We start from the raw sequence: 25,828 nt of genomic DNA, 5'->3' as shown, positions 1-25,828 counted from the left end.
CCTGGAATTTTCTGTGGGTAGGCATCCTGTGGGAGCGGGCTTGTTGTGGGAGCGGGCTTGCTCGCGATGCAGACGCTGCGGTTTGTCTGATTCACCACAGCGATGCCATCGCGAGCAAGCCCGCTCCCACAGACAGCCTCGCTTAGGCTTCCAGTTCTTGCGTATCCCAATGACCGCTGCTGATCGCCGCGTAGAGCATGCCGATGGTCAACGCTACTTTGCTCTCCCGACCCTTGGCCTTGCGCTTGAGGTGCGGGTCATTGCCGGCGGGCTGGAAATAGCGATAAGCATCGTAGTCGGCCAACTCCAGGCCAAAACGCTCTTCCAGCGCCTCCATCAAGTGCTGGGCATCTGCGCCATTGCAGCCCAGGTCAGCATTGATCGCGGTCTTGAGGCTGATGGTTTTGTGTTCCGGCAAGCCGATCTCTTCGTGCAGCAACTGCAGCAGTTCACGCAGGGTGGGGGTGTCGGGGAGGTTGGCGGCGAGTTTCATGGTCCAGTGTCCAGAGTTTTGGTGCGAGTGTTCGCTAAGGTGTCTTTTAGGGTGCTGTTAGCAGTGCTATTATTGGTGCATGATGGTTCTGGCTCAGCGGCTTACAGATTTAGCGGATGAGTCTTTCCTTACACATAGGCATGAGGCCATATCATGACATTCGCCATGCTCGCTAAAGTCGCTGCGTCAGTAACAGATCTGAAAAAAGACCCGATGGGTACTTATCGTGAAAGCGGTGGTGATCCAATGGTCATTCTCAACCGTAACGAACCTGCGTTTTATATTCTTTCCCCTGAGCGCTACGAGCTATTGCTGGAGATGATCGACGACGCTGAATTGGCCAGGTTGGTCAAAGAGCGGCGCGCAAATCCTACAGTCAAGGTCGATATTGATGAGCTCATCGCAACTGCCGAGAAAGATTGAGTCGCAGGCAGATGCAATCAAGGCTTATACCCTTGAGTTCGAAATTGAAGCAAAAAAGGAGCTGGTAAAGCTGGATAAGGTGCTCCAGATCCAGCTGCTAAAGAAGCTCAAGTGCCGTTTGTTGTTCCCAAAGGTTCCGGCCGCCAGGCTCAGGAATATGCCGAACTGTTACAAAATCAAGCTGCGTGCCAGCGGGGTGAGGCTGGTGTATGAAGTGATTGATAACCGTCTGATAGTTCTGGTGCTTGGTGTAGGTCGTCGTGATGACAATGCTGTCTACATCGCCGCACAGAAGCGTGTGCATTAGTGATTTCCGGTGATTTCAAATCGCACCTGTATCATCCCCTCTCAATTTGCCCCCGGCCTTTTCTCGATCGGCTGCAGACCTCGCGCTAGAGTCTTGCGCTTTGCAGCGGTCAATGGAGTGACAGTGATGCACAACACCCTGGAACAGGTTTTCGGTTATCCACAGTTTCGTGCCGGGCAAGAGGCGGTGGTCAGTGCCGTTTTGGCCGGGCGTTCGGCGGCAGCGATTTTTCCCACGGGCTCGGGCAAGTCGTTGTGTTATCAACTCCCGGCTTTGTTGCTGCCTCACCTGACGCTGGTGGTGTCGCCGCTATTGGCCCTGATGCAGGACCAACTGACGTTTTTGCAGCGCCACGGTATTGCCGCGGCCAGCATCGATTCGGCGCAAAGCCGTGAGGACGCCAGCGACGTCATGGCCCGGGCCAAAGCGGGCGAATTGAAGATCCTGATGATCTCGGTCGAGCGCCTGAAAAACGAGCGCTTCCGTAACTTTTTGCAGCAGGTACCGATTTCCCTGCTGGTGGTGGACGAAGCGCACTGTATTTCCGAGTGGGGGCATAACTTCCGCCCGGATTATCTGAAGCTCCCCGACTACCAGCGCCAATTCAATATCCCGCAAGCCTTGCTGCTGACGGCGACTGCCACGCCCAATGTCATTGCGGATATGCAGGCCAAATTCGCCATTGCCGAGGCGGATGTCATCACCACCGGTTTCTATCGCGCCAATCTCAACCTGTGGGTCGAGCCGGTTAGCGGTACAGCCAAGCGCCAGCGCCTGGTGCAGTGGATGGGGGCGCGCATCGGCCAGCCGAGCATTGTTTATGTCACGCTGCAACGGACCGCCGAGCAGATTGCCGAGCACCTCAACCAGCACGGCATCAGCGCCAACGCCTATCACGCCGGCTTGCCCCATGAGCAGCGCGAGGGCATCCAGCGTCAGTTCATGGGCGGGCAGTTGAACTGCATCGTTGCCACCATCGCCTTCGGGATGGGCATTGATAAAAGCGATATCCGCAATGTGGTGCATTTCGACTTGCCCAAGTCGATTGAAAACTACAGCCAGGAAATCGGCCGCGCCGGGCGTGATGGCCAGCCCTCGGACTGCCTGGTGCTGGCCAACCGCGACAGCCTCAATGTGCTGGAAAACTTTGTGTACGGCGACACGCCGGAGCTGCAAGGTATTCGCTGTGTTCTCGATGAATTGCGTGAGGCGATTCCTGAAGGGCAGTGGGAATTCATGCTGTTGCCATTATCCGATCAGAGCAATATCCGTCAGCTGCCGCTTAAAACCTTGCTGGTGCAGCTGGAATTGCGCGGTTTGATAGCGCCGCGCTATGCCTACTTTGCCGAATACCGTTTCAAGTTTCTGATCGAGCCCGAAGTGCTGCTGGCCAAGTTCGAGGGTGAGCGCCAACAGTTTGTCTCGGCCATCATCCAGACTTCCAGCCGCGCCAGAACCTGGGCCACGGTGAATTTCGACACCCTGTACAGCCAGCATCAGGCCGACCGCAATCGGGTGGTCAAGGCGCTGGATTACTTTCAGGAGAAGGGCTGGATCGAGCTTGAAAGCAAGCAGATGACCGAGGTTTACAGCCTGTTGGTGGCGGATTTTGATGCTGCGGCGTTAAGTCAGGAACTGCACGCTTACTTCACGGCCCACGAGCGTGGCGAAATCGAACGGATTCACGCCATGCTGGCGCTGTTTGCCAGCGAAACCTGTTTGAGCTACCGGCTGGCGCAGTATTTTGGTGATGAGCAGGCACCCCGGCAGTGCGGCCATTGTTCGGTGTGTGCAGGACAGGTGGCTTACTTGCCGGATCCGCCCGCGCTGGCGCCGCTTGTGGATAAAAACTTTGAAACCCTTTGTGGCGCTTTTATCCACAAGCATCAGGACTACACGGGAAGTTATCCCCCGGCAGAACGCCTGACCCGGTTTCTGTGCGGCATCAGCGTGCCGATGTTCACCAAAATGAAAGCGCGAGCCATTCCGGGGTTTGCGGCATTGGAGAATTACCCCTATGCCGAAGTCCGGGATTGGGCTGCGAAGCATCTGAACGAGCTGTAATTCAACGACCTGTGGGAGTTGTGGGAGCGGGCTTGCTCGCGATTGCAACGACGCGGTCTATCTGTCACACCGCGGCGATCCAATCGCGAGCAAGCCCGCTCCCACAAAGGGTTATGCACCTACCCCAGCAACTCGCGCAGCACACGGGTGAAGTCGCGGCTACTGACCTGCTCATCGGCATGGCGGCCGTCGCGCACCACCCATTGGCCATTGACCATTACGTCGCGCACCTGGCGGTCGCCGCCGGCAAACAACCAGCGGTTGAGAATGGCGTCGTCCTGCGCGATAGCCAGGTACGGGTCGTTGCCGTCGAGCACCAGCCAGTCGGCGCGCTGGCCCACGGCCAACCCGGCGACCGGTTGCCCCATCGCCTGGGCGCCACCCAGCAACGCTGCGTCGTACAGCGTGCGGCCGACCATCGGCTGGTCGCTGCGGTACATCCGGTTGCGGCGTTGGTCACGCAAACGTTGGCCGTACTCCAGCCAGCGCAGTTCCTCGACCACGCTCAGTGATACATGGCTGTCCGAGCCGATACCCATGCGCCCGCCCTGAGCGAGGTAATCCACTGCCGGGAAAATACCGTCGCCCAGGTTGGCTTCGGTGGTCAGGCACAACCCGGCGACGGCCTTGCTCTGCGCCATCCGTTGAACTTCGTGCGCATTGGCGTGGGTTGCATGCACCAGGCACCAGCGCTGATCGACCTCGACGTTGTCATACAGCCACTGGATCGGGCGCTTGCCGCTCCAGCTCAGGCAGTCGTCGACTTCCTTTTGCTGCTCGGCGATATGGATATGCACCGGGCAAGCCGTGTCGCTGGCCTGCAGCACTTCTTGGATCTGCTCGGGCGTGACGGCGCGCAACGAGTGGAAGCACAGCCCCAAGGCCTGCGCCGGCTGTTGCGAGAGCAGCGGCTTGAGCTGTTGCTGCATTTTCAGGTACTGCTCGGTGCTGTTGATAAAACGCCGCTGGCCCTCATTGGGCGCCTGGCCGCCAAAGCCCGAGTGGCTGTACAGCACTGGCAGCAGGGTCAGGCCGATACCGGCCGAACGCGCCGCTTCACTAATGCGCAGCGCCAGCTCTGCCGGATTGGCATAGGGCTGGCCCGACAGGTCGTGGTGTACATAGTGGAATTCGGCCACAGACGTGTAACCGGCCTTGAGCATTTCGATGTACAACTGGCGGGCAATAACGCCGAGCTGTTCGGGGCTGATTTTTCCGACGAGCCGGTACATCAGATCGCGCCACGTCCAGAAACTGTCATTGGGGTTGCCTGCCACTTCGGCCAAGCCCGCCATCGCCCGCTGGAAGGCATGGGAGTGCAAGTTCGGCATGCCCGGCAGCAGAGGGCCTGACAGGTATTCGGCGCCTTGTGCGTCGGAATTGGCTGTGATTTGTGTCAGGCAACCATCGGCACCCACCTCGATTCGGACATTGGCAGACCAGCCAGTCGGTAGCAGGGCGCGCTCGGCAAAGAAGACGGACATCGGTTCGGTACCCCAAAGCTTGTTATTTGTATATACATATACAGACGTTTGCCTGCCCGGTAAACTCCGGCAAGCTACGCCCTTTACTCATGAACAAGGATTGCCTGTGTCGACTCCGCCTGTCGTGTCCCCGCTGGCCGCCCACATGGGCGACAGCCCGGCCCCGCTTTACGCCCGCGTGAAGCAAATGATCACTCAACAAATCCAGAGTGGAAACTGGCCGCCGCATTACCGCGTGCCATCCGAAAGCGAACTGGTGACCCAGCTGGGTTTCAGCCGCATGACCATCAACCGTGCGCTGCGTGAAATGACCGCCGACGGCTTGCTGGTACGCATGCAGGGTGTCGGCACGTTTGTGGCCGAGCCCAAGACGCAATCCGCGCTGTTTGAAGTCAACAACATCGCCGATGAAATCGCCGCCCGTGGGCATACGCACACGTGCAAGGTGATCAGCCTGGGTGAGGAAATGGCCGGCTCGGAACGCGCCGCCGTGCTCGATATGCGTGAAGGGCAAAAGGTCTTTCATTCATTGATCGTGCATTACGAAAACGGAATTGCCGTGCAAATCGAGGACCGTTTCGTCAACGCCCAGGTGGCGCCGGACTACCTCAAGCAGGATTTCACCCTGCAAACGCCTTACGCTTATTTGTCCCAGGTCGCACCGCTGACCGAAGGCGAGCACGTGGTGGAAGCGATCCTGGCTGACCCCCAAGAGTGCAAATTACTGCAAATCGAGCCCGGCGAACCGTGCCTGTTGATTCGCCGCCGCACCTGGTCGGGCCGTCAACCGGTTACCGCTGCCCGTCTGATCCACCCCGGTTCCCGTCATCGCCTCGAAGGACGCTTCAATAAATGAGCCAGCCCGTTGTTTTGCGCGCCGCCGATTACCCACGCATGCCCTGGAAGAATGGCGGCGGCAGCACTGAAGAAATCACCCGTGACGCTGGCGAGGGCCTTGAAGGCTTTGGCTGGCGCCTGTCGATTGCCGATATTGGCGAGTCCGGCGGCTTTTCCCGTTTTGAGGGTTATCAGCGGATCATCAGCGTGCTGCAGGGCGCGGGCATGCACCTGCAGGTTGATGGGCTGAGCACGCGGGCATTGCGACCGTTCGATGCCTTTGCGTTCAAGGGCGAAAGTGCCGTCAGTTGCAGCCTGATTGACGGGCCGATCCGCGACTTCAACCTGATCTACGCCCCGCAGCGCTACACGGCCCGCCTGCAATGGCTGGACGCAACCACCCCGCAGCGTCTGTTCAGTTCGGCGCATACCGTGCTGGTGTTCAGTGCGGGCGAAGTTCATGTGGGCTTGGGTAACACCTGCCATGAACACCTGGGCCTCTATGACTGCCTGCAACTGAGCGGCAATCGCCAGTTACAGGAAATCACCCTGACAGGCCTGTGCTGCGTGATTGAGTTAAGCGCGGTCTGAGCTACTGAATGTGGGAGCGGGCTTGCTCGCGATGGTATCACCGCGGCCTTCCTGCAAGACCGCATCGCCTGCATCGCGAGCAAGCCCACCCCCACAGGTCTAAAAGCCACAACGTGTTACCAAACGCCCCAAAATGTTGCATTGGTCATCCTCCGTAACATCCTCGCGCTTCACACAACTCCCGCCCTGAAAATTCTCTACGCTCCAAGGCCCTTTGTTTCCGGGCATTTCAGCGTTTTTACAGGTTGAATTCAAAAGCTGGCCGCTAACTTGCATATGCTTGTATGTACAAGTACATAAGTGTGCGTCGATCCTCTTCTCACACCCGACGCATCCGACCATCGCTGAGGAGTTACCCGTGACTTCAACTACCCCAAAATCGCCTGCCGAGTTCACCCGCCACCGTGATGGTGAGATCCGCGCCGCCCGCGGCACCCAGCTCACTGCCAAAAGCTGGATGACCGAAGCGCCCCTGCGGATGCTGATGAACAACCTCGACCCGCAAGTGGCCGAGAACCCGACCGAGCTGGTGGTGTATGGCGGTATTGGCCGGGCTGCGCGTAACTGGGAGTGCTACGACAAAATCGTCGAAAGCCTGACCAACCTCAACGATGACGAAACCCTGCTGGTGCAATCGGGCAAACCGGTTGGCGTATTCAAAACCCACAGCAATGCACCGCGGGTACTGATCGCCAACTCCAACCTGGTACCGCACTGGGCCACTTGGGAGCATTTCAACGAACTGGATGCCAAGGGCCTGGCCATGTACGGCCAGATGACCGCCGGCAGCTGGATCTATATCGGCAGCCAGGGCATCGTCCAGGGCACCTACGAAACCTTCGTCGAGGCCGGTCGTCAGCACTATAACGGCAGCCTGGTCGGCAAGTGGGTACTGACCGCAGGCCTGGGCGGCATGGGCGGCGCCCAACCGCTGGCGGCAACCCTGGCCGGTGCCTGCTCGCTGAACATCGAATGCCAGCAAAGCCGTATCGATTTCCGCCTGGCCACTCGTTATGTCGACGAGCAAGCTGCGGACCTGGATGACGCGCTGGCCCGTATCGCCAAATACACCGCTGAAGGCAAGGCGATTTCCATCGCGCTTTGTGGGAACGCCGCTGAATTGCTGCCAGAAATGGTTCGTCGTGGCGTACGCCCGGACATGGTCACCGACCAGACCAGCGCCCACGACCCATTGAACGGCTACCTGCCAAAAGGCTGGACCTGGGAGCAATACCGCGACCGCGCCGTGACCGATCCGGCTGCCGTGGTCAAAGCCGCCAAAGCATCGATGGGCGAGCACGTTGAAGCGATGCTGGCCTTCCAGAAGGCTGGCATTCCAACCTTCGACTACGGCAACAACATCCGTCAGATGGCTAAGGAAGTTGGCGTAGAAAACGCCTTCGACTTCCCGGGTTTTGTCCCTGCTTATATTCGTCCACTGTTCTGCCGTGGTGTAGGGCCGTTCCGCTGGGTCGCGCTGTCGGGCGATGCCGAAGATATCTACAAGACCGATGCCAAGGTCAAGGAGCTGATCGCCGACGACGCCCACCTGCACAACTGGCTGGACATGGCCCGCGAGCGCATCAGCTTCCAGGGCCTGCCGGCACGTATCTGCTGGGTCGGTCTGGGTCAGCGCGCCAAGCTGGGCCTGGCATTCAACGAAATGGTGCGCAGCGGTGAGCTCAAAGCACCGATCGTGATCGGCCGCGACCACCTGGACTCCGGCTCGGTGTCCAGCCCGAACCGCGAAACCGAAGCCATGCAGGACGGTTCGGATGCGGTATCCGACTGGCCACTGCTCAATGCCCTGCTCAACACCGCCAGCGGCGCGACCTGGGTGTCGCTGCACCACGGCGGCGGCGTGGGCATGGGCTTCTCCCAGCATTCGGGGATGGTGATCGTGTGTGACGGTACCGACGAAGCGGCCGAGCGCATCGCCCGCGTTCTGCACAACGACCCGGCCACCGGCGTGATGCGCCATGCCGATGCCGGTTACGACATCGCCATCGACTGCGCCAACGAGCAGGGCTTGAACCTGCCGATGATCAACGGCTGACCTGCGGGCACGAATCCTGTGGGAGCGGGCTTGCTCGCGATGCAGACGCCTCGGTGCTTCAGGCAGTCCGAGATGATGCCGTCGCGGGCAAGCCCGGCTCCCACAAGGTTACGAACAATTTCTATAATTTCGGTAACACGCGTGAAGGAGTATTAACGTGCTTGAGTTAAACCTGATCCCCGGCCAACTGAGCCTTGCCCAACTGCGTGACATTTATCAGCAGCCGGTCACCCTCAGCCTGGACGAAAGCGCCTCGGCGCAGATCGATGCCAGTGTGGCGTGCGTTGAGCAGATCCTCGCCGAAAACCGCACCACCTATGGCATCAACACAGGTTTTGGCTTGTTGGCTTCGACCAAAATCGCCAGCGAAGACCTGGAAAACCTCCAGCGTTCCCTAGTGCTTTCCCACGCCGCCGGTATCGGCGAGCCAATCAGCGATGATCTGGTGCGCCTGATCATGGTGCTCAAGGTCAACAGCCTGAGCCGTGGTTTCTCCGGGATCCGTCGCGTGGTTATCGATGCATTGATCGCCCTGATCAATGCCGAGGTTTACCCGCATATCCCGCTCAAAGGCTCGGTGGGTGCATCGGGCGACTTGGCGCCGTTGGCGCATATGTCGCTGGTGCTGCTGGGCGAAGGCAAGGCCCGTTATAAAGGTGAGTGGCTGGATGCTGTCAGCGCCCTGAAGCAGGCAGGTCTTGAGCCGCTGACCCTGGCTGCCAAGGAAGGCCTGGCCCTGCTTAACGGCACTCAAGTGTCGACGGCCTACGCTCTGCGCGGTCTGTTTGAAGGCGAAGACCTGTTTGCCGCCGCGATGGCCTGTGGCGGCCTGACCGTTGAAGCCGTTCTGGGTTCGCGCTCGCCGTTCGACCCGCGCATTCATGCGGCCCGCGGCCAACGCGGCCAGATCGACGCCGCCGCGATTTATCGCGACCTGCTGGGCACCAGCAGCGCAGTGTCCGAGTCGCACAAAAACTGCGACAAGGTACAAGACCCGTACTCCCTGCGCTGCCAGCCACAAGTGATGGGTGCCTGCCTGACCCAGTTCCGCCAGGCCGCCGAGGTGCTGGGCATTGAAGCCAACGCAGTGTCGGATAACCCGCTGGTGTTCGCCGAGCAGGGCGACGTGATCTCCGGCGGTAACTTCCACGCCGAACCGGTGGCGATGGCAGCTGACAACATGGCCCTGGCGATTGCTGAAATCGGTTCGCTGAGCGAGCGTCGCATCTCGTTGATGATGGATAAGCACATGTCGCAACTGCCGCCGTTCCTGGTGGCCAATGGCGGTGTGAACTCCGGTTTCATGATCGCCCAGGTCACGGCGGCGGCCTTGGCCAGCGAGAACAAGGCACTGGCGCACCCGCACAGCGTCGACAGCATTCCGACCTCGGCCAACCAGGAAGACCACGTTTCGATGGCACCTTCTGCTGGCAAGCGTCTGTGGGAAATGGCTGAAAACGTTCGCGGTGTCCTGGCCATCGAATGGCTGGCCGCGTGCCAGGGCCTGGATCTGCGCGATGGCCTGAAAACCTCCGCCAAACTGGAAATCGCCCGTACCACCCTGCGCAGCAAGGTCGCGCACTATGAGAAAGACCGCTTCTTCGCCCCGGACATCGAAATCGCCATGCAACTGCTGGCGTCCCGTTGCCTGAACGCTCTGCTGCCTGCACACGCTCTGCCAAGCCTGTAATCCAAAAAACGCAGAGGGCCTACGGGCTCTCTGCGTCTCTGTTTTCGCTGACAAAAATAATCAAGGACGCGAAATGCAAAACCACACTCAAGGTTTGAAGCGCGGGCTATCCGCTCGCCACATCCGTTTCATGGCGCTGGGTTCAGCGATCGGGACGGGTCTATTTTATGGTTCAGCCGCTGCTATTCAGATGGCTGGGCCTGCTGTCTTGCTGGCTTACCTGATTGGTGGCGCGGCGGTTTTCATGGTCATGCGTGCGCTGGGCGAAATGGCCGTGCACAACCCGGTGTCCGGCTCGTTCGGGCACTACGCCAGCACCTACCTGGGGCCCATGTCGGGGTTTATCCTCGGCTGGACCTATGCCTTCGAAATGATCATCGTGTGTCTGGCCGATGTCACCGCGTTCGGCATTTACATGGGGTTCTGGTTCCCGGAAGTGGCGCGTTGGATCTGGGTGCTGGGCATCGTGCTGCTGATTGGCGGCCTGAACCTGTGCAGCGTCAAGGTCTTCGGTGAAATGGAATTCTGGCTGTCACTGCTCAAGGTCGCCGCCATCGTCGCGATGATCCTGGCCGGTTTCGGCATCATGCTGTTTGGCATCGGCACCTCGGGCAGCTCCGATGCGGTGGCGACCGGCATCAGTAATCTTTGGTCCTTCGGCGGCTTTATGCCCAATGGCGTGGGCGGTCTGATTGCCTCGTTTGCCGTGGTGATGTTTGCCTTTGGCGGTATTGAAATCATCGGCATCACCGCCGGCGAAGCCAAGGATCCGCAGCGTGTGATCCCCAAGGCGATCAACGCGGTGCCGCTGCGCATTCTGCTGTTTTACGTGCTGACCCTGTTTGTGTTGATGGCCATTTACCCGTGGACCCAGATCGGCAGCCAGGGCAGTCCCTTTGTGCAGATTTTTGACAGCCTGGGCATCAGTTCGGCGGCCACCATCCTCAATATCGTGGTGATCTCGGCCGCAGTGTCGGCGATCAACAGCGACATTTTCGGCGCGGGCCGCATGATGTACGGCCTGGCCCAGCAAGGGCAGGCACCCAAGGGCTTTGCCAAGATCTCCAGGCACGGCGTGCCGTGGATGACCGTGCTGGTCATGGGCGCCACCTTGCTGGTGGGTGTGGTGCTGAACTACCTGATCCCGGAAAACATCTTTTTGGTGATCGCCTCGATTGCCACCTTTGCCACAGTATGGGTGTGGCTGATGATTCTGGTCACCCAGGTGGCCATGCGCCGTTCCATGACCCGCGAGCAAGTGGCCGAACTCAAGTTCCCGGTACCGTTCTGGCCCTATGCGCCGATTGCCGCCATTGTGTTCATGGTGTTTATCTTCGGCGTGCTGGGCTATTTCCCTGAGACTCAGGCGGCGCTGATGGTAGGCGTGGTCTGGATCGTGATGCTGGTTGTGGCTTATCTGTTGTGGGTAAAGCCGGCAGCAGGGCGGGCGATTGAAGTGGCGCCCGAGCTTTCCTGAGTGATTGACCTTTGACGGAGTGACCCGATGAAAACCCTTTGGCAACACTGCAATGTCGCAACAATGGCCAATGGCATGTACTCGATCATCGAGGATGCCGCCATCGTCACCCGTGACGGCTACATTGAGTGGCTTGGTCCGCGTCAGCAGTTGCCGGCGGGTGAATATGGGCAAACCCACGGCCTTGAAGGCGCGTGGGTCACGCCGGGGCTGATCGATTGCCATACGCACACGGTGTTTGGCGGTAACCGCAGCGGTGAGTTCGAGCAACGCCTGCAAGGTGTGAGCTATGCCGAAATCGCCGCCGCCGGTGGCGGTATTGCCAGCACCGTGCGTGCGACCCGCGCGGCAAGTGAAGACGAGTTGTTCGACAGCGCCCGTCAGCGCTTGCTGTGTTTGCTGCGCGATGGCGTGACCAGTGTCGAGATCAAATCCGGTTACGGTCTGAGCCTTGAGAGTGAGCGCAAGATTTTGCGGGTGATCCGCCGCCTGGGTGAAGAATTGCCGGTCACGGTGCGCAGCACCTGCCTGGCCGCCCATGCCTTGCCGCCGGAATACAAGGATCGCGCCGACGACTATATCGAGCATATCTGCAACCAGATGCTGCCCGCGCTGGCGGCCGAGGGGCTGGTGGACGCCGTGGATGCCTTCTGCGAATACCTGGCATTTTCGCCTGAGCAGGTGGAGCGGGTATTCAAGGTGGCGCAGCAACTGGGCCTGCCGGTCAAATTGCACGCCGAGCAGCTGTCTTCATTGCATGGCTCCAGCTTGGCGGCGCGCTATCAGGCGTTGTCGGCCGATCATCTGGAATTCATGACCGAAGAAGACGCCATTGCCATGGCCGAATCCGGCACCGTGGCCGTACTCTTGCCGGGCGCGTTCTACTTTTTGCGTGAAACGCAATTGCCGCCGATGGAAGCCCTGCGCAAGCACGGGGTAAAAATCGCCATCGCCAGCGACCTCAACCCGGGCACCTCGCCGGGCTTGTCGCTGCGCCTGATGCTGAATATGGCCTGCACCCTGTTTCGCATGACCCCCGAAGAAGCCCTGGCGGGGGTCACCCTGCACGCGGCAATGGCATTGGGCATGGGCGAGACCCACGGCTCGCTTGAGCCTGGCAAGGTGGCCGACTTTGTCGCCTGGAACATTGATCGCCCGGCAGACCTGGCCTACTGGCTGGGCGGCGATCTGGACAAACGCGTTGTGCGCAGCGGCGTTGACGTAACGCTTTAGGAGAAAGCTTGTGGACAAGGTTCTGACATTTAAACAAGGCCGCGTGCCATTGCTGATCAGCATGCCCCATGCCGGTCTGAAACTGACGCCAGCGGTCAAGGCCGGGCTGATCCCCGAGGCGCAAAGCCTGCCGGACACCGACTGGCATATCCCGCAGCTTTACGACTTTGCCGGTGAGCTGGGGGCCAGCACCCTGGCGGCCGAGTATTCGCGGTTTGTGATTGACCTCAATCGCCCGCAGGACGATGCGCCGATGTATGTGGGCGCGACCACAGGCTTGTTCCCGGCCACGCTGTTTGAGGGCGTGCCATTGTTTCGTGAAGGGCAGGTGCCTACGAAAGAGGAGCGTGCTACGTACCTGGAGCAGATCTGGAAGCCTTATCACCAGACCCTGCAACAGGAACTCCAGCGTATGAAAGACGAGTTTGGCTATGCGCTGCTGTTCGATGCGCACTCCATTCGCTCGCAAATCCCTCATCTGTTTGACGGCCGCCTGCCGGACTTCAACCTGGGCACCTTCAATGGCGCCAGTTGTGACCCTGCGCTGGCCCGTGACCTGGAAGCCATTTGTGCCGGGCATCCGGCCTATAGCCATGTACTGAACGGGCGCTTCAAGGGTGGCCATATCACCCGTCATTACGGCAGCCCTGTGGATAACATCCATGCTGTGCAGCTGGAACTGGCGCAGTGCACTTATATGGAAGAGGTCGAGCCGTTTAACTACCGCGAAGACCTCGCCGCACCGACCCGGGTGGTGCTCAGGCAATTGCTGGCGCGGGTGATCGAGTGGGGGCGTGAACGCTACGCCTGATGGCTCGGGAGAAGAAGGCCCAGTACTTGTGGGAGCGGGCTTGCTCGCGATTGGATCGCTGCGCAGCTACAGATACACCGTGTCGCGACTATCGCGGGCAAGCCCGCTCCCACAGGTTCAGTGGTCTTGCCCCCAGGACTTATAAGGGCATGCTCAATGCCTCCAATCGGGTTTATGATGCCTGACGGCAATCTCTTTCGACCCCTCCCTGGAGTGCGTAATGCAGACCTTGTTCCCGCAGATCAAACCCTACGCCCGGCATGAACTGGCGGTCGATGGCCCGCATGTGCTTTACGTTGACGAGAGCGGTTCGCCAGACGGCCTGCCGGTGGTGTTTGTGCATGGCGGGCCGGGCTCGGGCTGCGATGCCAACAGCCGCTGCTATTTTGATCCGGGCCTGTATCGCATCATCACTTTCGATCAGCGCGGTTGCGGGCGCTCGACACCGCACGCCAGCCTGGACAGCAATACTACCTGGGACCTGGTCGCCGACATGGAGCGGATCCGTCTGTTTCTGGGCATCGAAAAATGGGTGCTGTTTGGCGGCTCGTGGGGCTCGACCCTGTCTCTGGCCTACGCGCAAAGCCATCCAGAGCAAGTGCATGGCCTGATTCTGCGTGGGATCTTTCTGGCGCGGCCGCAGGAAATCGAATGGTTCTATCAGGCAGGGGCCAGCCGGATTTTCCCCGACTACTGGCAGGAATATATCGCGCCGATCCCTGAGGAAGAGCGTGACGACCTGATGAGTGCCTTTCACAAGCGCCTCACGGGCAACGACCAGATTGCCCAGATGCATGTGGCCAAGGCATGGTCGACCTGGGAAGGCCGCGCCGCCACCCTGCGGCCCAACCCGCAGGTGGTCGAGCGCTTCTGCGACCCGCACCGGGCATTGTCCATTGCCCGTATCGAATGCCACTACTTCATGAACAACGCGTTCCTGGAACCTAACCAGTTGCTGCGCGACATGCACAAGATTGCCCACCTGCCGGCCGTGATCGTGCATGGCCGCTACGACATGATCTGCCCGCTGGATAACGCCTGGGAGCTGCACCAGGCCTGGCCGGGCAGTGAGTTGCAAATCATCCGCGAAGCCGGTCATGTGGCCACCGAGCCCGGGATTACCGACGCCCTGGTGCGCGCCACCGAGCAAATGGCCCGGCGCCTGCTCAACTTGCAGCCCGACGAAGCATGAGGGGCCTGTTGCAGCGCGTCAGTGGCGCACGGGTAGAGGTAGCGGGGGAGATTGTCGGTTCGATCGATCAGGGCTTGCTGGTGCTGGTCGCCGTCGAGCCCGGCGATACCGAGGCCAGCGCGGCCAAGATGCTGCACAAGCTGCTCAACTATCGGGTGTTCAGCGATGCCGAGGGCAAAATGAACTTGTCCCTGGCCGATATCGGCGGTGGGTTGCTGCTGGTTTCGCAATTTACCCTGGCGGCAGACACCAAAAACGGCCTGCGCCCCAGCTTCTCCACAGCAGCGCCCCCGGCCTTGGCCCAGGCGTTGTTCGATCACCTGCTGGGCGAGGCAAAACGGTTGCACCCAACCGTGGCATCGGGGCGTTTTGGCGCCGATATGCAGGTGCATTTGACCAATGATGGCCCTGTGACATTTCTGTTACAAACCTAAAACCCTGAAAAACCGTGTTTTCGTCTGAAAACAGGGGTTTTTAACGAGAAATACTTGCTGACAGTAGATGCGTTGTAACGCGGGCTACTAGATAATCCTGCGCTACACAGAGACTAATCCGACACGTCTGGGGAATCATTCTATCCTTTGACGGTCGGAACAGTGCTCGCCAACCTGGCATTTAGATCGCTGGCCGTTGGTTTCATCATCTGTTTTCGGCGAGGTTTGCTCGTGATTGTTAGTCCATTAAATGCACCAAAAATGTCTGCCAAGCGGTTGCGTAACGCACTGGTGACGGGCTCTGCGCTCTTTTGCTTGTTCGGTGCGGGTCAACTGTGGGCATTCAGTCTGGATGACGTGGCGGCTGAGGCTAAAACCCTCGCCGAGCAGAAGTACCAAGCGCCGCGCAGCAATTTGCCAAAAGAGTTCCGCGACATGAAGTTCGCGGACTACCAGAAAATCCAGTTCAACCGCGACAAGGCCCAGTGGGCGGGCGATAAAACCCCGTTCAAACTGTCCTTCTATCACCAGGGCATGCATTTCGACACCCCGGTGAAAATCAACGAAGTGACCGCCACCACGGTTGAAGAGATCAAGTACGACCCGAGCCGTTTCGATTTCGGCGACGTCCAGTTTGACCCTAAAGCCACCGAAAACCTCGGTTGGGCGGGTTTCCGCGTGCTGTATCCGATCAACAAGGCGGACAAGCAGGACGAGATCATGACCATGCTCGGCGCGAGTTACTTCCGCGTTGTGGGCAAGGGCCAGATCTACGGCCTGTCGGCGCGTGGTATGGCGATCGACACCGCATTGCCGTCGGGCGAAGAGTTCCCGCGCTTCACCGAATTCTGGATCGAAAAACCCAAGCCAAACGACAAGCATCTGGTGATCTTCGCCCTGCTGGATTCGCCACGGGCGACCGGTGCTTACCGCTTTACCCTGCGCCCGGGCGTGGACACGGTGGTGGACGTCAAGGCGCAGATGTTCCTGCGTGACAAAGTGGGCAAGCTGGGCATCGCTCCGCTGACCAGCATGTACCTGTTCGGCGCCAACCAGCCGTCCAAGGTCCTCAACTACCGTCGCGAGCTGCACGATAGCTCGGGCCTGGCCATCCATGCCGGTAACGGCGAGTGGATCTGGCGTCCGCTGAACAACCCGAAACACTTGTCGGTGAGCAATTTCGCCGTTGAAAACCCGCGTGGTTTCGGCTTGCTGCAACGTGGTCGCGACTTCAGCCACTACGAAGACCTGGACGACAACTACCATAAGCGCCCAAGCGCCTGGATTGAACCGCAGGGCGACTGGGGCAAAGGCTCTGTTGACCTGGTAGAAATCCCGACCGCTGATGAAACCAACGACAACATCGTTGCCTTCTGGAGCCCGGACACCCTGCCAGAGCCGCTCAAGCCATTCGATTTTGCCTACCGCCTGCACTGGACCATGGACGAAGCGGCCCTGCACCCGGCCGATAGCGCCTGGGCACAGCAGACCCTGCGTTCGACCGGTGACGTCAAGCAATCCAACCTGATCCGCCAGCCAGACGGCAGTGTGGCGTATCTGGTGGACTTCGAAGGCCCGTCCCTCAAGGCTCTGCCGGAAAATGCCGCTGTACGCAGCCAGGTCAGTGTGGGTGACAACGCCGAACTGGTTGAAAACAACGTGCGTTACAACCCTGAAACCAAGGGCTGGCGCTTGACCCTGCGGTTGAAAATCAAAGACCCGAGCAAGGCCACGGAAATGCGTGCCGCGCTGGTTCAGGACGTCGAGCAGGCTGCGCCGGCCAAAGCTGAAAAGGCAGCTGAGACCAAAGCCGAGAAAGCTGCGGCCAAGGCTCATGAGAAGAAAGACCACGCTGCCAAGGACGCCAAGGCGCCTGAAGCGACCCCAGCCACTCCGGAGCCGGTCAAGACTGAAAAAGTGCTGACCGAGACCTGGAGCTACCAGTTGCCAGCCGATGAGTAATGCTCAGCCCCATGAGGTCTCGCTTGGCGAGTACCTGGCGCATTTGCCACTGAGCGATGAGCAGCGCGCTGAACTGGCGAGCTGCACCTCGTTCGCCGAGTTGCATGCGCGCTTGTCGGCGCAGAGCGACGTGGATGCTGCCGAGGCCGCTCAGGCCTCGGTGGGCACGCGTCTGAACCTGACCTCGGCGGCTGAACTTGAGGAAGCAGAAATGCTCGCCCTCGATGCCAGCGGCCGGGTGATGCTCAAGGCCACGCCGCCGATTCGCCGCACCAAGGTGGTGCCCGAGCCGTGGCGCACCAATATTCTGGTGCGGGGCTGGCGGCGCCTGACCGGGCGCAGCAACCCGCCCAAGCCGGAAATCGACGAACGCGTCCTGCCCAAGGCCCGCTGGCGTACGGTGGGCTCCATCCGCCGTTACATCCTGCTGGTCTTGATGCTCGGCCAGACCATCGTGGCTGGCTGGTACATGAAAGGCATCATGCCGTACCAGGGCTGGTCGTTCGTTGACCTTGAAGAAATCCTGCATCAGCCGTTGATGCAAACGGCCCAGCAAGTGCTGCCCTATGCCCTGCAAACCAGCATCCTGATCCTGTTCGGGATTTTGTTCTGCTGGGTATCGGCAGGTTTCTGGACGGCCCTGATGGGCTTTCTGGAGTTGCTGACCGGGCATGACAAATACCGCATTTCCGGCGCCAGCGCCGGTGATGAGCCGATCCCGGAGCAGGCGCGTACTGCGCTGGTGATGCCGATCTGCAACGAAGACGTTACCCGTGTATTCGCGGGTTTGCGTGCGACCTACGAGTCGGTGGCCGCCACCGGCGACCTGGATCGCTTCGACTTCTTCGTTCTCAGTGACAGCAACGACCCCGATATCTGCGTGGCCGAGCAACAGGCCTGGCTGGATGTGTGCCGCGAAACCGAAGGCTTCGGGCGCATTTTCTACCGCCGTCGCCGCCGCCGTGTGAAGCGTAAAAGCGGTAACCTCGACGACTTCTGCCGTCGCTGGGGCGGTGACTACAAGTACATGGTGGTGCTCGACGCTGACAGCGTGATGAGCGGTGAATGCCTGACCAGCCTGGTGCGCTTGATGGAAGCCACGCCAGACGCCGGCATTATCCAGACTGCACCGCGTGCCTCGGGCATGGACACGCTGTATGCACGCATGCAGCAGTTCGCCACCCGTGTGTACGGCCCGTTGTTTACCGCCGGCCTGCACTTCTGGCAGTTGGGTGAATCCCACTACTGGGGGCACAACGCAATCATCCGCATGAAGCCCTTTATCGAGCACTGCGCCCTGGCGCCGCTGCCGGGCAAAGGTGCGTTTGCGGGCGCGATCCTGTCCCACGACTTCGTTGAAGCCGCGTTGATGCGTCGTGCCGGTTGGGGCGTGTGGATTGCCTACGACTTGCCGGGCAGCTATGAAGAACTGCCGCCTAACCTGCTGGATGAGCTCAAGCGTGACCGTCGCTGGTGCCACGGTAACCTGATGAACTTCCGCCTGTTCCTGGTCAAGGGCATGCACCCGGTACACCGTGCTGTGTTCCTCACGGGGGTGATGTCATACCTGTCGGCGCCGCTGTGGTTCTTCTTCCTGCTGCTGTCGACGGCCTTGCTGGCGGTCAACACGCTGATGGAACCGCAGTACTTCATGGAACCGCGTCAGCTGTATCCGCTGTGGCCACAATGGCACCCGGACAAAGCCGTCGCCCTGTTCTCGACCACGATCGTGCTGTTGTTCCTGCCTAAACTGCTGAGCATCATCCTGATCTGGGCCAAGGGTGCCAAAGAGTTCGGTGGCAAGTTCAAGGTGACGTTGTCGATGCTGCTGGAGATGTTGTTCTCCATGCTGCTGGCGCCGGTGCGCATGATCTTCCACACCCGCTTTGTACTGGCTGCGTTTCTGGGCTGGGCTGCAACCTGGAACTCGCCACAGCGTGACGACGACTCCACGCCGTGGAGCGAAGCGGTGCGCCGTCATGGCCCGCAAACCCTGCTGGGTGCGGCCTGGGCAGCGCTGGTGTTGTGGTTGAACCCGAGCTTCTTGTGGTGGTTGGTGCCGATTGTCGGTTCGCTGATGCTGTCGATCCCGGTATCGGTGATTTCCAGCCGGGTGAAACTGGGCCTCAAGACCCGCGACGAAAGCCTGTTCCTGATTCCTGAGGAGTACGCACCGCCGCGTGAATTGTCGGCCACCGCCGAATACACCCATGAAAACCGCTACCACGCGCTGCATGACGGTTTTGTCCGGGCCGTGGTTGACCCACAGCAGAACGCACTGGCCTGTGCCCTGGCGACGTCCCGTCACCGTGAAGCCGAGCCGATTGAATGGCTGCGTACCGAGCGTGTGCGTCATGCCCTCAAAGTCGGGCCTGAAGGGGTGACCAACAATGAGCGCATGCAGTTGCTCAGCGACCCGGTTGCTCTGGCGCGCCTGCATGCGCTGGTGTGGAGCGAAGGTCATGAAGGCTGGCTCAACGCCTGGCGTAAGTCGGTTGCCGCTGACCCTCACGCACCGTTGTTGCCGTTGCAGCCTGCTGCCTGATTGATCGCGGGCAACCCGCTTCCCCTTTGTGGGAGCGGGCTTGCTCGCGATGGCTTCACCGCGTCCTACCTGCTGCAACGCGTTGCCTGCATCGCGAGCAAGCCCGCTCCCACAGGATCTCCTCAGTCCTGCATCCCACGGCCATCGCGCTTTTCTCTCGCAAAACTCGTGTCACAACCCTCAGTGAGTTAGCATCCGTTTTCGAATGGGTGAGTGCCCGGCTTTATTGGCTTTATGCATCAAGCCAGCCGCAGGCCAACACCTTAATTGAGTAGGTGAGGGGGAGTTGATGATGAAGAAGTTTGTCTCGAAACTGCTGTGCGGTGTCACGGCACTGCTGGCGATCAGCGCAGCCCATGCAGGCGCTATTGATGACGCGGTCAAGCGCGGCACGTTGAAGGTGGGCATGGACCCGACCTACATGCCCTTTGAAATGACCAACAAGCGTGGCCAGATCATTGGTTTCGAAGTTGACCTGCTCAAGGCAATGGCCAAATCCATGGGCGTCAAGCTGGAACTGGTGTCTACCGGTTATGACGGCATCATCCCGGCCCTGATGACCAACAAGTTCGACATGATCGGCAGCGGCATGACCCTGACCCAGGAACGCAACCTGCGCCTGAACTTCAGCGAACCCTTCATTGTTGTGGGCCAAACCTTGCTGGTACGCAAGGAACTGGCTGACAAGATCAAGTCCTACAAAGACCTCAATGACCCGCAATATCGCCTGACCTCGAAAATCGGCACCACCGGCGAAATGATCGCCCGCAAGCTGATGTCCAAAGCCCAGTACCACGGCTACGACAACGAGCCTGAAGGCGTACTGGACGTGGTTAACGGCAAGGCTGATGCCTTTGTATACGACGCGCCTTACAACGTGGTGGCAGTCAACAATTTCGGCAACGGCAAACTGGTGTTCCTTGACCAGCCGTTCACCTACGAGCCACTGGCCTTCGGTCTGAAGAAAGGTGACTACGACAGCATCAACTTCATCAACAACTTCCTGCACCAGATCCACGAAGACGGCACTTACGATCGCATCCATGACAAGTGGTTCAAAGACACCGCCTGGCTCAAAGACATGGAATAAGGCCGATTAATCAATCGCGAGCAAGCCCGCTCCCACCCCGGTTGTGGGAGCGGGCTTGCTCGCGATGATGGCCTCCCTAGCGACACAAAACGTGGAACCTGAAAGTGATCAAACAAAAAAAAGTCCAGTGGCCCTGGCACGTATTGACCGTGCTGGTGCTCATCGGCCTGGCGGGTGCGTTGTATTACGCCACCTCGCTGATGTCTTACGAATGGCGCTGGAACCGTGTCCCGCAGTACTTCGCCTATCAGGCCGAAGAAGCCCAGCGGGCGGCTGAACACTCGACCATCATCGAACTGGTACGCAAGGGCGACAGCGCCGAAGTGGTACTGCGTGGCGAAGATGGCAATGAACAACGGGTGACCGTTACCGGTAACAGCCTGCAACTGGCCGAAGGCGACGAAGTCGACGAAGGCGATGTAATTGGCGTCAACCGCCACTGGGCTGCCGGGCCGCTGCTGTGGGGCTTGTGGACCACGGTCTGGCTGTCGCTGGTGTCTGGCGTACTGGGTTTGATCATTGGCCTGGCCACCGGCCTGTGCCGGCTGTCGAACAACCCGACCCTGCGTGACCTCTCGACGCTCTATGTAGAACTGGTGCGCGGCACGCCGTTGCTGGTGCAGATCTTTATCTTCTACTTCTTTATCGGCACCGTACTCAACCTGTCCCGCGAATTTGCCGGTATTGCCGCGCTGTCGCTGTTCACCGGTGCGTACGTGGCTGAAATCATCCGCTCGGGCGTGCAGTCCATCGCGCGCGGGCAAAACGAAGCGGCCCGCTCGTTGGGCCTCAACGGCAGCCAGTCGATGCGCTATGTGGTGTTGCCGCAGGCGTTCAAACGCGTGCTGCCGCCATTGGCCGGGCAATTTATCAGCCTGGTCAAGGACACCTCGTTGGTGTCCGTGATCGCCATTACCGAGCTGCTCAAGAGCGGCCGTGAAGTCATCACCACCTCGTTCTCGCCGTTCGAAATCCTGTTCTGCGTAGCGGGCCTGTACCTGTTGATCAACCTGCCGCTGTCGCACTTCGCCAGCCGGCTTGAGCGGAGGCTCGCGCAAAGTGATTGAAGTTCGCGAACTGGTAAAAGTCTTCGACACCCGTGGCCATATCGTGCGCGCCGTGGACAACGTCAGCACCACCGTCGCCCAGGGCGAAGTGCTGGTGGTGATCGGCCCGTCGGGCTCTGGCAAATCGACCTTCCTGCGATGCCTCAATGGCCTGGAAGACTTCGATTCGGGCTCCGTCAGCATCGACGGCCTGGACCTGGCCAACCCCAAGACCGACGTCAATGCTTACCGGCGTGAAGTCGGCATGGTGTTCCAGCATTTCAACCTGTTCCCGCACATGACCGTGCTGGAGAACCTGTGCCTGGCGCAGAAGGTGGTGCGCAAGCGCGGCAAGGCCGAGCGCGAGGCCAAGGCCCGGGCGTTGCTGGACAAGGTCGGGATCGGGCAAAAGGCCAATGAGTACCCGTCGCGCCTTTCGGGCGGCCAGCAACAGCGTGTGGCGATTGCCCGGGCGTTGGCGATGGAACCCAAGGTGATGCTGTTTGACGAGCCTACCTCGGCGCTTGACCCGGAAATGGTCGGTGAAGTGCTGGACGTGATGAAGACCCTGGCCCGCGAAGGCATGACGATGGTCTGCGTCACTCACGAAATGGGTTTTGCGCGTGAAGTGGCGAACCGCGTGCTGTTTTTCGACCACGGCAAGCTGCTGGAAGACTCCGCCCCGGAAGACTTCTTTACCTCGCCTAAAGACCTGCGCGCCCAGGCGTTTTTGCGTCAGGTGCTTTAAAAGCAGGGCCTACCTGCTTTTGTGGGAACGGGCTTGCTCGCGATGCAGGCGCCGCGGTTTGTCAGGATAACCGCGTCGATCCAATCGCGAGCAAGCCCGCTCCCACAGGGGCAGGGGGCTAGACCTTGAACCGCCCCACCAATGTCTGCAAATGCGTGCCCAACCGCGCCAGCTCCGTGCTGGACGCCGCCGTCTCTTCGCTGGCGGCGGCGGTCTGGTCCGATATATCCCTCACGTTCAATACGCTACGGTTGATCTCTTCAGCCACCGCACTCTGTTGCTCGGCGGCGGCGGCAATCTGCTGGTTCATGCCCTGAATCGTCGACACCGTGCGGGCGATGGTGCCCAGTGACTCGCCTGCACGACGGGTCAGCTCAACGCTGTTGTCGGTCAGGGCGCGGCTGCTGTCCATGCTGCTGGACACCTGCTGGGTACCGCTTTGCAGGCCGGCAATCAGCTCTTCGATTTCTTCGGTGGATTTTTGCGTGCGCTGCGCCAGGCTGCGCACCTCATCGGCCACCACGGCAAAACCACGCCCGGCTTCACCGGCCCGCGCTGCTTCAATTGCCGCGTTCAGAGCCAGCAGGTTGGTTTGCTGGGCCACGGACTTGATCACGTCCAGCACGCTGCCGATCTTGTCACTTTCGCGCTTGAGATGGCTCATGGCCTCGGTGGAGTGGCCCACCTCAACCGCCAGCTTCTCGATCTGGGCAATGGCCTGCGCCACTACCGCATCCCCTTCGCGGGTCTGCTGGTCTGCGGCCACTGCGGCTTCAGAGGCTTCTTCGGCGTTGCGCGCGACTTCCTGCACGGTGGCGGCCATTTCGTTCATGGCGGTGGCCACTTGATCCGTCTCGACCTTCTGGTTGTTGACCCCGGCACTGGTTTGCTCGGTCACGGCAGATAGCTCTTCGGCAGCACTGGCGATTTGCGTCACCCCATCGCTGATTCCGCCAATCAGTTCGCGCAGGCCCTGGGTCATCCGTTGAATGGCTTGTTGTAGCTGCCCCAGTTCGTCGCGACGGTCGGTGGGGTGGTCGTGGGTCAGGTCACCTGCTGCAATGCGCTCAACGGTCTTGAGCGTGCGTTGCAGCGGGATCACGATCTGGCGGGTGATGACCCAGGCAGCAATGATGCCCAGTACCAGTGCCAGCAGCGTGCAGCCGATCAGCAGGTGTGTGGCCTGGCGGCTTTCGTTGTTGCGTTTGGTTGCCTGCAAGGCCGAGAGTTTCTGGCTTTGCTCGATCAACACATTGCCCTGCTGGTGCATGCGCTCAACGGCTTGATCGCTGGCCTGGGAGCCCTGGATCAGGTCGGCGAAGGCGCGTTTGTACTCGGCCACGGCGTTGAGTTGCTGCTCAACCAGGGCCAGGTCGTCGGGCGCGGTCAGTTGTGAGCGCGTCAGCTCCAGGGCGTTGTCCAGTTCGTTCAGTTGGGTAGTCACGCCGGCAAGTGCGCTTTCACCGGGCTGGCGTTCATATTCGAGGCGGGCAATGCGCAGGTCTTTGGTCAGGCTGATGATTTTCGAAATATTGGCCAGCTTGTCGCCGCGGTCGATCACTGAGACCAGCCCCTTCCAGCCTGTGCCGGCAATCAGCAGGGTCAGCACCAGTACCAGGCCGAAACCCAGGCTGAGTTTGCGATTGACGCTTATATTGCCGAGCAGTGTGGCCAGCCAACGGTACATGGTGATACTCCTTTACTAACCGAGACTCGTGACGGTCTTTGATGGGTTATCAGGGCATCGGCGCGCAGGAGTAGAACTGAAGGGGGGTGGTCGAATGTGTGATGCAGATCAACAACCCGTAGCCGCTGCTGCAGCGACCACGGGTTGTAGGGTCAGAACAACCGGGCCAGCAGGGCGGTGACAGCGGTTTCAACCCGCAGGATGCGTGCGCCCAGTTGCACCGGCTGCAAGCCGGCCTTGGCCAGCAGGTCGATCTCGTAAGGGATCCAGCCACCTTCCGGGCCAATGGCCAAGGTCACGGCCTCGTCCAGCCCGCGCGGGCAGGCCGGATGATCCCCCGGGTGGCCCACCAGGCCCAGGGTGCCTTCGACCAGCGCCGGCAAACGGTCTTCGACAAACGGCTTGAAGCGTTTTTCGATGATGACCTCGGGCAATACGCTGTCCCGGGACTGCTCCAGCCCCAGGATCAACTGCTCGCGAATGGCTTCGGCCTCCAGGAACGGGGTCTGCCAGAAGCTTTTCTCCACCCGGTAGCTGTTGACCAGAATCACCTTGGGCACACCCATCGAGGCCACGGTTTGCAGTACCCGGCGCAGCATTTTCGGGCGTGGCAGGGCCAATAGCAGGGTCAACGGCAGCTTGGCGGGTGGCGGCTGGTCGAGGCTATGGATCACCAGCTCGGCTTCTTTGGCCTCCAGGCGCACCAGCTCGGCGCTGCCCATCAACCCGCCGATGCGGCCCACGCGCAGGCTGTCGCCGACAGCAGCACGGTGGACTTCCTGCATATGCGTCAGACGCCGGTCACGCAGGATCACGCGATCGGCGGCAATGAAATCAGCCTCTTCGAGGAGCAGCAGGTTCACGGTTGTGCTGCTGGCGGTTGGGCGTCGTTGTCAGCCGATGGCTCGTCTGCGTCATCACCGCGCTTGTTCTTGCTGACCAGGCTGCCGAACAGGATGCCGATTTCAAACAGCATCCACATCGGGATCGCCAGCAGGGTTTGCGAGAAGATGTCGGGTGGCGTCAGGATCATGCCGACCACGAAGCAGCCGATGATCACGTAGGGGCGGATCTTGCGCAGGTACTTCACCTCGACAATGCCGATCCATACCAGCAGCACCACGGCCACCGGGATTTCAAAGGCCACGCCGAAGGCAAAGAACAGGGTCATGACGAAATCGAGGTAGCTGCTGATATCGGTCATCATCGCCACGCCTTCCGGGGTGGCGGCGGCGAAAAACTTGAACACCAGCGGGAACACCAGGAAGTAGGCGAAGGCCATGCCGGCATAGAACAGGAAGATGCTCGACACCAGCAGCGGCACGGCGATGCGTTTTTCATGCTTGTACAGGCCGGGCGCGATAAAACCCCAGATCTGATGCAGGATCACCGGGATGGCGATAAACAGCGAGACCATCATGGTCAGCTTGAGCGGCGTCAGGAACGGCGAGGCCACGTCGGTGGCAATCATCGTTGCGCCCACCGGCAGGTATTCGCGCAGCGGCGTGGAGACCAGGGTGTAGATCTGCTGGGTAAAGGCAAACAGCCCGGCAAAAATGATGAAAATCGCCGCGATGCAGCGCAACAGGCGGGTACGCAACTCGGTCAGGTGCGAAACCAGCGGCATTGGCTGGTCGTGTTCAGGCTTATCGCTCATG

At 60.1% G+C, this 25,828-nt stretch carries 22 protein-coding genes; 17 read left to right on the top strand and 5 right to left on the bottom strand.

Annotated features, from left to right (window positions below):
- Nucleotides 1–142: 142 nt before the first annotated feature.
- A complete protein-coding gene (locus tag BFC21_RS16905; protein ID WP_088378443.1) occupies nucleotides 143–493 on the bottom strand; it encodes a DUF1493 family protein in 351 nt (116 codons plus the stop codon).
- A 153-nt stretch (nucleotides 494–646) separates the two neighbouring features.
- On the opposite strand from BFC21_RS16905, the gene BFC21_RS16900 reads away from it, so the two are divergent.
- The 3 genes from BFC21_RS16900 to BFC21_RS16890 all read left to right on the top strand — a co-directional run bounded on the left by BFC21_RS16900 (nucleotide 647) and on the right by BFC21_RS16890 (nucleotide 3,287).
- Complete coding sequence (locus BFC21_RS16900; protein ID WP_177342594.1) at nucleotides 647–916, top strand: type II toxin-antitoxin system Phd/YefM family antitoxin; 270 nt, start codon at nucleotides 647–649, stop codon at nucleotides 914–916.
- Complete coding sequence (locus BFC21_RS16895) at nucleotides 885–1,223, top strand: type II toxin-antitoxin system RelE/ParE family toxin (protein ID WP_120266389.1); 339 nt, start codon at nucleotides 885–887, stop codon at nucleotides 1,221–1,223. The genes BFC21_RS16900 and BFC21_RS16895 overlap by 32 nt, the downstream gene beginning before the upstream one ends.
- Before the next feature lie 126 nt (nucleotides 1,224–1,349).
- A complete protein-coding gene (locus BFC21_RS16890; RefSeq protein WP_120266388.1) occupies nucleotides 1,350–3,287 on the top strand; it encodes an ATP-dependent DNA helicase RecQ in 1,938 nt (645 codons plus the stop codon).
- 119 nt (nucleotides 3,288–3,406) lie between these two features.
- Here the strand turns inward: BFC21_RS16890 and BFC21_RS16885 are convergent, their stop codons facing one another.
- Nucleotides 3,407–4,771: a formimidoylglutamate deiminase gene (locus tag BFC21_RS16885; protein WP_120266387.1), complete on the bottom strand. Its 1,365-nt coding sequence runs from the start codon at nucleotides 4,769–4,771 to the stop codon at nucleotides 3,407–3,409.
- A 145-nt stretch (nucleotides 4,772–4,916) separates the two neighbouring features.
- Here BFC21_RS16885 and hutC point away from each other — a divergent pair, with 145 nt between their 5' ends.
- The 14 genes from hutC to BFC21_RS16810 all read left to right on the top strand — a co-directional run bounded on the left by hutC (nucleotide 4,917) and on the right by BFC21_RS16810 (nucleotide 22,483).
- Nucleotides 4,917–5,627, top strand: coding sequence for a histidine utilization repressor (hutC, locus tag BFC21_RS16880; RefSeq protein WP_169846197.1), 711 nt, complete (start codon nucleotides 4,917–4,919; stop codon nucleotides 5,625–5,627).
- On the top strand, nucleotides 5,624–6,199 hold the full coding sequence (locus tag BFC21_RS16875; RefSeq protein ID WP_088378440.1) for a HutD family protein: 576 nt from the start codon (nucleotides 5,624–5,626) through the stop codon (nucleotides 6,197–6,199). The genes hutC and BFC21_RS16875 overlap by 4 nt, the downstream gene beginning before the upstream one ends.
- 358 nt (nucleotides 6,200–6,557) lie before the next feature.
- Nucleotides 6,558–8,255 (top strand): urocanate hydratase, encoded by a 1,698-nt coding sequence (hutU, locus tag BFC21_RS16870; protein WP_016783151.1) that lies wholly within the window; start codon nucleotides 6,558–6,560, stop codon nucleotides 8,253–8,255.
- 157 nt (nucleotides 8,256–8,412) lie between these two features.
- Nucleotides 8,413–9,945, top strand: coding sequence for a histidine ammonia-lyase (gene hutH, locus BFC21_RS16865; protein ID WP_088378439.1), 1,533 nt, complete (start codon nucleotides 8,413–8,415; stop codon nucleotides 9,943–9,945).
- Between the two features lie 73 nt (nucleotides 9,946–10,018).
- Entirely contained in the window at nucleotides 10,019–11,422 is a 1,404-nt protein-coding gene (locus BFC21_RS16860) for an amino acid permease (protein ID WP_095004348.1), read from the top strand.
- Nucleotides 11,423–11,449: 27 nt separating this feature from the next.
- On the top strand, nucleotides 11,450–12,655 hold the full coding sequence (gene hutI, locus BFC21_RS16855) for an imidazolonepropionase (protein ID WP_088378438.1): 1,206 nt from the start codon (nucleotides 11,450–11,452) through the stop codon (nucleotides 12,653–12,655).
- A 10-nt stretch (nucleotides 12,656–12,665) separates the two neighbouring features.
- On the top strand, nucleotides 12,666–13,466 hold the full coding sequence (gene hutG, locus BFC21_RS16850; RefSeq protein WP_088378437.1) for an N-formylglutamate deformylase: 801 nt from the start codon (nucleotides 12,666–12,668) through the stop codon (nucleotides 13,464–13,466).
- Between the two features lie 220 nt (nucleotides 13,467–13,686).
- Nucleotides 13,687–14,658 (top strand): prolyl aminopeptidase, encoded by a 972-nt coding sequence (gene pip, locus BFC21_RS16845; RefSeq protein ID WP_083369678.1) that lies wholly within the window; start codon nucleotides 13,687–13,689, stop codon nucleotides 14,656–14,658.
- Nucleotides 14,655–15,092, top strand: a complete 438-nt coding sequence (dtd, locus tag BFC21_RS16840; RefSeq protein ID WP_088378436.1) for a D-aminoacyl-tRNA deacylase — start codon at nucleotides 14,655–14,657, stop codon at nucleotides 15,090–15,092. Before pip ends, dtd begins: the two co-directional genes overlap by 4 nt.
- 231 nt (nucleotides 15,093–15,323) lie before the next feature.
- Nucleotides 15,324–17,054 carry a glucan biosynthesis protein G gene (locus BFC21_RS16835; protein ID WP_120266734.1) on the top strand — a complete coding sequence of 577 codons (1,731 nt, stop codon included), beginning with the start codon at nucleotides 15,324–15,326 and terminating at the stop codon, nucleotides 17,052–17,054.
- Nucleotides 17,047–19,599 carry a glucans biosynthesis glucosyltransferase MdoH gene (gene mdoH, locus BFC21_RS16830; protein ID WP_095004345.1) on the top strand — a complete coding sequence of 851 codons (2,553 nt, stop codon included), beginning with the start codon at nucleotides 17,047–17,049 and terminating at the stop codon, nucleotides 19,597–19,599. Before BFC21_RS16835 ends, mdoH begins: the two co-directional genes overlap by 8 nt.
- Before the next feature lie 292 nt (nucleotides 19,600–19,891).
- Complete coding sequence (locus tag BFC21_RS16820) at nucleotides 19,892–20,689, top strand: transporter substrate-binding domain-containing protein (RefSeq protein ID WP_088379544.1); 798 nt, start codon at nucleotides 19,892–19,894, stop codon at nucleotides 20,687–20,689.
- Nucleotides 20,690–20,796: 107 nt separating this feature from the next.
- Nucleotides 20,797–21,756, top strand: coding sequence for an amino acid ABC transporter permease (locus BFC21_RS16815; RefSeq protein ID WP_371914964.1), 960 nt, complete (start codon nucleotides 20,797–20,799; stop codon nucleotides 21,754–21,756).
- Nucleotides 21,749–22,483 carry an amino acid ABC transporter ATP-binding protein gene (locus BFC21_RS16810; RefSeq protein WP_086799267.1) on the top strand — a complete coding sequence of 245 codons (735 nt, stop codon included), beginning with the start codon at nucleotides 21,749–21,751 and terminating at the stop codon, nucleotides 22,481–22,483. The genes BFC21_RS16815 and BFC21_RS16810 overlap by 8 nt, the downstream gene beginning before the upstream one ends.
- A gap of 118 nt (nucleotides 22,484–22,601) precedes the next feature.
- Here the strand turns inward: BFC21_RS16810 and BFC21_RS16805 are convergent, their stop codons facing one another.
- The 3 genes from BFC21_RS16805 to tatC all read right to left on the bottom strand — a co-directional run bounded on the left by BFC21_RS16805 (nucleotide 22,602) and on the right by tatC (nucleotide 25,827).
- Entirely contained in the window at nucleotides 22,602–24,170 is a 1,569-nt protein-coding gene (locus tag BFC21_RS16805) for a methyl-accepting chemotaxis protein (RefSeq protein ID WP_088378433.1), read from the bottom strand.
- 152 nt (nucleotides 24,171–24,322) lie between these two features.
- Nucleotides 24,323–25,033 (bottom strand): 16S rRNA (uracil(1498)-N(3))-methyltransferase, encoded by a 711-nt coding sequence (locus tag BFC21_RS16800; protein WP_088378432.1) that lies wholly within the window; start codon nucleotides 25,031–25,033, stop codon nucleotides 24,323–24,325.
- Nucleotides 25,030–25,827 (bottom strand): twin-arginine translocase subunit TatC, encoded by a 798-nt coding sequence (gene tatC, locus BFC21_RS16795; protein WP_088378431.1) that lies wholly within the window; start codon nucleotides 25,825–25,827, stop codon nucleotides 25,030–25,032. Before tatC ends, BFC21_RS16800 begins: the two co-directional genes overlap by 4 nt.
- Nucleotide 25,828: the final 1 nt, after the last annotated feature.

The organism is Pseudomonas sp. TMW 2.1634, from assembly GCF_001703595.1.
Lineage (GTDB): Bacteria > Pseudomonadota > Gammaproteobacteria > Pseudomonadales > Pseudomonadaceae > Aquipseudomonas > Aquipseudomonas fragi.
Note: the sequence above shows the minus strand (reverse complement) of the source record. Positions and strands in the feature narration are given on the sequence as shown.